Here is a 6,248-nt window from a genome sequence, read left to right as displayed (position 1 = left end):
TGAGGGCAGTCATGGGATCGGCGGTGAGCAGCGAGGACTCGCCGGCATCCTCGCCGGCTTGCGGTTTGGTCTGGACGAGTCCTGTTGTCAAGGAATGGAATTCGGTGAGCTTGTCCGGATCCTGGGGCTTGTCGTCGAGCAGCTGACCGATGGTCTCGAGCTGGCTCAGCTGCTGCGGCATGGCAGGGGCGATCGCGGCGACGAGCTGCTGCCCGGTGGAGGGCAACGGTGGCGCGGTGACGGGATCGTCGTCGGGGAACAGCAGCGACGGCCACAGCACGCCGACGAACGCGGTGCTGTTCAGCCGCGGGCCCAGTTGGTCCTTCAACAGCGAGAACATCCCGCGGTAGAGCTCACGGGCCGACGCGACCCCGTTGTTCCAGCCGTGCGAGAAGACGAACACGTCGCTGATGCCGCCTGCCGCGACCGCGGCCTGCAGCCCGGGGTGGTCCTGATGGTCGGTGGTGTTCAGCTTGCCATCTGCGTTGAAAACGACTTCGTAGTATGGTAATTCGGCCAACGACGCCATGATCCCCCTAGGTGCTGGTCAGCGTGCGCATGAGGTTGATGAGACCCGCGCCCTGATAGAAGTGGTGCCGGCCGAGGTCGGTGGCAGTGTCGATGAACCGCTTCTTCACCAGCTCTGGCTGGCCGACGAACTCCGGGCGTGCGGACAGGAACGCGGCGATCGCGCCCGACACGTGGGCGGCCGCCATCGAGGTGCCGTCCATCTCGATGTACCTGGCCAACCCGTCGGTCCCGGCGTCGAGCGGCCCGACCCCGACGGCCTGATGGTTGGCCGCCGCTGACGTGATCCGCTCCCCGGGAGCGACCAGATCGGGTTTGAGTCGACCGTCGAGTGTCGGGCCCTTCGACGAGTTGAAGGTCACGCCGAAGGTGTGCGGCCGGTAGCGGTGCGTCGAACCCACCGTGATCGCCGTCGCGGCGTTGCCGGGATCGGTGATGGTGGACAGCTGACCGAAGACGTCACTGGTGGGGCCGAGCACGTCCGCCCCGACGCCGCCTGCGGCCGTCCCCGCACCGATGTTGCCTGCGCTGACGACGGCCACCACGCCGGTGCCCACCAGCAGGTCGAGTTCGCGGCACAGCGGACTCTGGCCCGCGGCGTAGTCACCCGGCTGCCACGCGCAGCCCAAGGACAGGTTCACGCCGTGGATCTGCAGCTCACGACCGCCGTCGTTGACGTTGCGCACGTGGTCGATGGCGTCGAGAAGGACGCTCTCCAGGGTGTTCCCGCTGTCGTCGAGGACCTTCAGGCTGACCAGGTTCGCCTGCGGCGCAACTCCGTTCAGGGACGTGCCGGTTTCGAGCGACCGCCCAACCCACTTCGGCAGCCCGACCCCGCGTTCGGTACCGGCGATCCGCATCAGGGCCGGATCCGACGGTGCGTGCCCTGCGATGATGCCGGCGATGTGGGTGCCGTGCCCGAAGTCGTCGGTCAGCGGACCCCCGTTCGTGGGGTCGGGATCGATGCTGAAGTCGTGGTGCAGATTCTTGACGGCGGCGGCCGACAGCGTCCCACTGGTCGTGAAGTGTGGATGGCTGGCCTCGATACCCGAGTCGATCACCGCCCACACCACGCCCTTGCCGCCGCAACCATAGGTACGAGCGGCGGCGTCGGCCTGAATCGTCGTCAGTGAGCGATCGAGATGCGCACGCACGACGAGGTCCGGCCAGATCCGGTAGATCAGTCCCAGCGCGTGGGCTTCCTTCTTGCTGCCGCTGGTACCTCCCCCGAGCATCAGCCGCGACACCTGGGCGGGATTCAGGACGCAGCGGACGTAGTGCCGTCCGACGGGCACCGGTTCGAGGTCCTTGGTGACGTGACCGAAGATCGCATCGAACAACTCGCGGAACTCGTCGCGAGCCGACTCCGCCGTCGTGCCGGGGTTTACCCGGAGCTCGACGAGCATCACCCGCCCGCCGGCATCGTTGGTCAGGACCGCGTTCTTCGCAGCAGGCGAGATGTCCTCGGCCGGCGCTAGCAGGACCGGACTCACCAGCGACGTCCGCCTCGGGGCCGGGCTCGGGCTCATCGCAGACACCGGGCCGAGTGGTCGTCCATGCCACTAGCCTGCGCCGGCGCAGCGTCGGAGACACGCGTAGTCGGGTACTCGATTCGGCCCGTCATTCCCGAACGCTACTGCCGGCGCGCCTGCCGTCGGCGAGTTTCGGCAGCCTCACGGTTCGATGACGTGCGACGGATCGGGCCGTCGTTCCGGAGGGGCCTGGCTGTAGTCGCCCCACGGGCCGTCCCGCCGCTCGATCGCGGTGCGCACGCCGTCCGTCGCCGCCGTGCCGATGAAGTCCAACGCGTCCGGGGTGTTGCGCATCAGGCCGTCGAGAATCCCGCCGAGGGTCTGCGTCGACGACAGCCCCATGTTCTCGTAGGCCTGATTGACGATCAGCTTCTGAGCCTGCAACTGAGACAACGGGATTCGGCACAGCTTCGCGGCGATTTCGGCGACCCGGGCCTCAAGGCGCTCGAACGGCACCGACTCGTTGATCAACTCGACGTTGGCGGCCTCCACGCCGGTCAGCGGTTCGCCGGTCAGCGAATGCCACTTCACCTTGGCCAGGCTGAGGCGGTAGAGCCACATGCCGGTGAGATAGGAACCCCACATCCGGCTGTACGGCGTACCGATGACGGCGTCGTCGCTGGCGATCACGATGTCGGCGCAGAGGGCGTAGTCGCTGGCCCCGCCAACGCACCAGCCGTGAACCTGGGCGATCACCGGCTTTGAGGCCCGCCAGATCGCCATGAACTTCTGCGTGGGGCCCGTCTCGCGGGAGGACACCATGGCGAAGTCCTTGCCGGGGTCCCACTTGCCGTCGGTGTTCATCGCCTCACCCCAGTGGTCGAAGCCGCCGCCGAAGTCGTATCCGCCAGAGAACGACCGCCCGGCGCCACGCAGCACGATGACCTTGACGGCCGGGTCGCGCTCGGCGCGGCCGATCGCCGCTTCGATCTCGTCGGGCATCGGCGGAACGATGGTGTTCAGGTGCTCGGGGCGGTTGAGCGTGATGGTGGCGACGGCATCGTGCGTCCGGTAGAGAAGCGTCTCGAATTCGGCTGGCGTCGTTGACATACGAGAAGTCGAGCCAGAGCGGCGCCGGATGTCAAGGGTGACGGTCTCCCGGCGGTGGCGGATCGGGCTCACGATGCGGCGGGTAGGCAGCCAGGATGCGTCCGCCGACCTTGATGTTCGGCGTACGGAAGTAGGCCCAGCCGCCCATCAGGACGCACGCCATCGCGGTGAACGCGATCGAGCTCTGGATGTCGGGCAGCCCCGCCGCGAACAGCACGGGGATCGCGACGATCGTGGCCGCCCAGTAGATGCGGCGCTTCACCGCCCGCTTGGACATCGCGGCGGTGTCCCAGCCAGGAAGGAGAAGCCCGACGAGCAGGATCGCCACGCCGCCGTAGAAGAGACTGAGGGACAGGGTGCTCACGGGATGAGCCTAGGCGTCGAGGCGTCAGCGCCAGTCGCGGAACGCGTCCATCAGCCGACTGCGGAAGGCCGGGTCGATGTCGTCGTCGCGGATGGTGCCGATGGTGTGCACGGTGGCGCGGAACTGCTGGAGATAGTTCTCGCACCCGTCGCACTCCAACAGGTGAACGTCGAATCGTTCGCGGGCGTCCGGGCCCAACGACCCCTCGAGGTAGGCCGTGACGAGTTCGACGAGTTCTTTGCAGTCCATCGGGTCGGCGCTCATGGGGTGTCCCTCAGATAGTCCTCGAGGTGGAGCCGCACTTCGGCCCTGCCCCGGTGCAGCAGTACCCGTTGATTGGCGACGCTGATGTCGAGCAGTTCACATACCTCGGCCGAGTCGAAGCCGAGCATGTCGCGCATCGTCACCACGACCCGTTGACGCTCGGGGAGGCCCTCGAGCGCGGCGTGGGCCACGGCCACCAGTTCCGCTCCGAGCAGGGAACCCTCCGGCGTCTCGGGGAACGGTGACGGCTCCTCGGTCTGACGCCAGTGGCCCGACCATTGCTCGCCTGCGGCGCGGAACCGCGCGGGGTCGACGGTGCCACCGGTGAAGGCCGCCACCGCGACGTCGGCGTCGCGGCGCTCGCGGATACCGCGTCGCTTGGCGATGTTGATCATCACCGTGAAAAGCCAAGTGCGCACGGAAGATCGACCCTCGAAGGAATCGATTCCGCGGATCAGCGCGATCCAGGTGTCTTGAACGACCTCTTCGGCGATCGCGCCGCTTGGCACGTATCCACGTGCCACCCGCAGCATCGACGGGGTGTGCAGATCGACCAACGCGGCGAAGGCCGCCTCGTCACGGGCACGCAATGCCGTGACGAGTGCGGTCTCGTCGTGGGTCGCCTTGGTCATCTGCAACGGATCGTATCCGGTCAGCGCCGCCGCATCGCGTCGCCGAGCGTCCATACCGAAACCCCAAGCAGCGCCGCGTCCTTGATCAGAAACTGGCCCGTCGAGGACAGCATCGGAAAGCCACCCTGCGACGCCTCGAACACCCCTGGTGTGGTGAGCATGAAGCTGAGCGTGGCGACGAACAGTCCGATGGAGATGACGCTGCCCGCCGCGGAGATCCTCGGCCACCACTGCGCGACGGCGAGCAGCACCGCCGCCGCGACCTCGACCACGCCGAGCAGCGCGGAGAACGTGTTGACGGACAACAGGTCGTAGAGCCAACTCATCATGGGGCTGTTGGCCACCAGCGGTTGAATGCCTTGAGCTTCGAAGGCCGTGAACTTCATCAGGCCGATCCAGCCGATCACCACGACCAGACCGTAGCGGGCCAGGATGCCGCCGACGTACTCGATCCTTGCCGTGACCTGGGTGTGTTCGCTGACGGTGGTCATGATGCATACCTCTCGACGAATGGAACCGTTCGTCGATGCAGTGTCGAACCGGGCGGCGACCGTTACGGCGACCCGGCTACTCGCCGAGCATGCGGTGCAGGAACTCGTAGATCAGTGCCGACCGGAATGCCGTCTGCGCGTTGTCCGCCGCGCCGGAATGCCCGCCCTCGACGTTCTCGTAGTACCGCACCCGATGGCCTGCCTCCTCGAGGGCGGCGGTCATCTTCCTGGCGTGGCCGGGGTGAACCCGGTCGTCGCGGGTCGACGTCGTCATGAGCAGGGCGGGGTACTCGCGGTCGGCCGAGATGTTCGCATACGGCGAATACTCGGAGATGAAGGCCCAGTCGTCGGGATCGTCGGGGTTGCCGTACTCGGCCACCCAGGAGGCTCCTGCCAGCAGCAGGTGGTAGCGCTTCATGTCGAGCAACGGGACGCTGCACACCAGCGCGCCGAACAGTTCCGGGTACTTGGTCAGCATGATGCCCATCAGCAGTCCGCCGTTGCTGCCGCCCTGGGCGCCCAACTGATCGACGGTGGTGATGCCGCGTGCCACCAGATCGGTTGCGACGGCGGCGAAGTCCTCGTGCACGAGGTGGCGGCCCTCGCGCATCGCCTGCGTGTGCCACGTCGGCCCATACTCGCCACCGCCGCGGATGTTGGCCAGCACGTAGGTGCCGCCCCTCGAGAGCCACAGTCTGCCGAGCACGCCGCCGTAGCCCGGGGTGTTGGACGACTCGAAGCCGCCGTACCCGCCCAGCAGAGTCTTGCCGGGACCCGTCGAACTGCGATGCCCCACAACGAAGTACGGGATCATCGTGCCGTCCGCCGACGCGACGAAGTACTGATTGACCTCGATGTCGGAGGCGTCGAAGAACGCCGGCGCGCTCTTGATCTCGGTGACCTCGCCACCGACGTGCCCCCAGAGCAGTCGCGACGGGCTGTCGAAGCCGCTCGAGTCCAAGAAGATCTCGTCGCCGAACTCGTCGACGTCGACGACCACCGTCGTCGCGTTGGCGGCGACCCCGGGAATCGGTTCGCGGGTCCACGAGCCTGGGGTGACCACCTCGACGTGGGTCGCCACGTCGACGAGCGTGCTGATGACGAGGCGGTCGCGGGTCCACGCGTAGGTGTCCAGGCTGGTGTGTTCGTCGGGCTCGATGACGACGCTCAATTCGATGGTGCCGCTGAGGAAGTCATCGTACTTGGCGGCCAGCAGGGAGCCGGCGGGGTACGTCACCGAGTCCACCGTCCAATCGGTGCGCGGCCGAATCAGCAGCCACTCCCGGTGAATCGAGATTCCGGCGTCGGTTGGAACGTCGACCCGCAGCAGTTCGCCGTCGCGGATCTCGAAGCGCTCGCGGTTGAAGAAGTCGACGGATCGCGTGGC

The 6,248-nt window shown here is 67.1% G+C and carries 7 protein-coding genes and 1 pseudogene; all 8 read right to left on the bottom strand.

Annotation, left to right across the window (positions count from 1 at the left end):
- Nucleotides 1-529 (bottom strand): annotated as a pseudogene (locus QOD90_RS26695) (serine/threonine protein kinase); the annotation flags it as partial.
- Between the two features lie 7 nt (nt 530-536).
- The gene (locus QOD90_RS26690) at nt 537-2,057 is read right to left on the bottom strand and encodes a S8 family peptidase (protein WP_526354751.1); all 1,521 of its coding nucleotides are present in this window, start codon (nt 2,055-2,057) and stop codon (nt 537-539) included.
- A gap of 144 nt (nt 2,058-2,201) precedes the next feature.
- A complete protein-coding gene (locus QOD90_RS26685; RefSeq protein ID WP_526354749.1) occupies nt 2,202-3,110 on the bottom strand; it encodes a crotonase/enoyl-CoA hydratase family protein in 909 nt (302 codons plus the stop codon).
- 31 nt (nt 3,111-3,141) lie between these two features.
- A complete protein-coding gene (locus QOD90_RS26680) occupies nt 3,142-3,474 on the bottom strand; it encodes a hypothetical protein (protein ID WP_526354747.1) in 333 nt (110 codons plus the stop codon).
- A 24-nt stretch (nt 3,475-3,498) separates the two neighbouring features.
- Entirely contained in the window at nt 3,499-3,738 is a 240-nt protein-coding gene (locus QOD90_RS26675) for an anti-sigma factor family protein (protein WP_526354745.1), read from the bottom strand.
- Nucleotides 3,735-4,370 carry an RNA polymerase sigma factor gene (locus QOD90_RS26670; RefSeq protein WP_526354753.1) on the bottom strand — a complete coding sequence of 212 codons (636 nt, stop codon included), beginning with the start codon at nt 4,368-4,370 and terminating at the stop codon, nt 3,735-3,737. Before QOD90_RS26670 ends, QOD90_RS26675 begins: the two co-directional genes overlap by 4 nt.
- Before the next feature lie 20 nt (nt 4,371-4,390).
- A complete protein-coding gene (locus tag QOD90_RS26665) occupies nt 4,391-4,861 on the bottom strand; it encodes a YkgB family protein (protein ID WP_526354743.1) in 471 nt (156 codons plus the stop codon).
- A 76-nt stretch (nt 4,862-4,937) separates the two neighbouring features.
- A partial coding sequence (locus QOD90_RS26660; protein WP_526354741.1) for a prolyl oligopeptidase family serine peptidase occupies nt 4,938-6,248 on the bottom strand: 1,311 nt, incomplete at its 5' end.

This window comes from Mycobacterium sp. (genome assembly GCF_032161845.1).
Classification (GTDB): Bacteria; Actinomycetota; Actinomycetes; order Mycobacteriales; family Mycobacteriaceae; genus Mycobacterium.
The sequence above is the reverse complement of the archived record's forward strand: the minus strand, read 5'-3'. Positions and strand labels throughout refer to the sequence as shown.

Excerpts from the sequence above, each read along its gene's own strand:
- QOD90_RS26675 (WP_526354745.1), bottom strand. The coding sequence starts at position 3,738 with ATGAGCGCCGACCCGATGGACTGCAAAGAACTCGTCGAACTCGTCACG.
- QOD90_RS26690 (WP_526354751.1), bottom strand. The coding sequence starts at position 2,057 with ATGAGCCCGAGCCCGGCCCCGAGGCGGACGTCGCTGGTGAGTCCGGTC.
- QOD90_RS26670 (WP_526354753.1), bottom strand. The coding sequence starts at position 4,370 with ATGACCAAGGCGACCCACGACGAGACCGCACTCGTCACGGCATTGCGT.
- QOD90_RS26685 (WP_526354749.1), bottom strand. The coding sequence starts at position 3,110 with ATGTCAACGACGCCAGCCGAATTCGAGACGCTTCTCTACCGGACGCAC.
- QOD90_RS26665 (WP_526354743.1), bottom strand. The coding sequence starts at position 4,861 with ATGACCACCGTCAGCGAACACACCCAGGTCACGGCAAGGATCGAGTAC.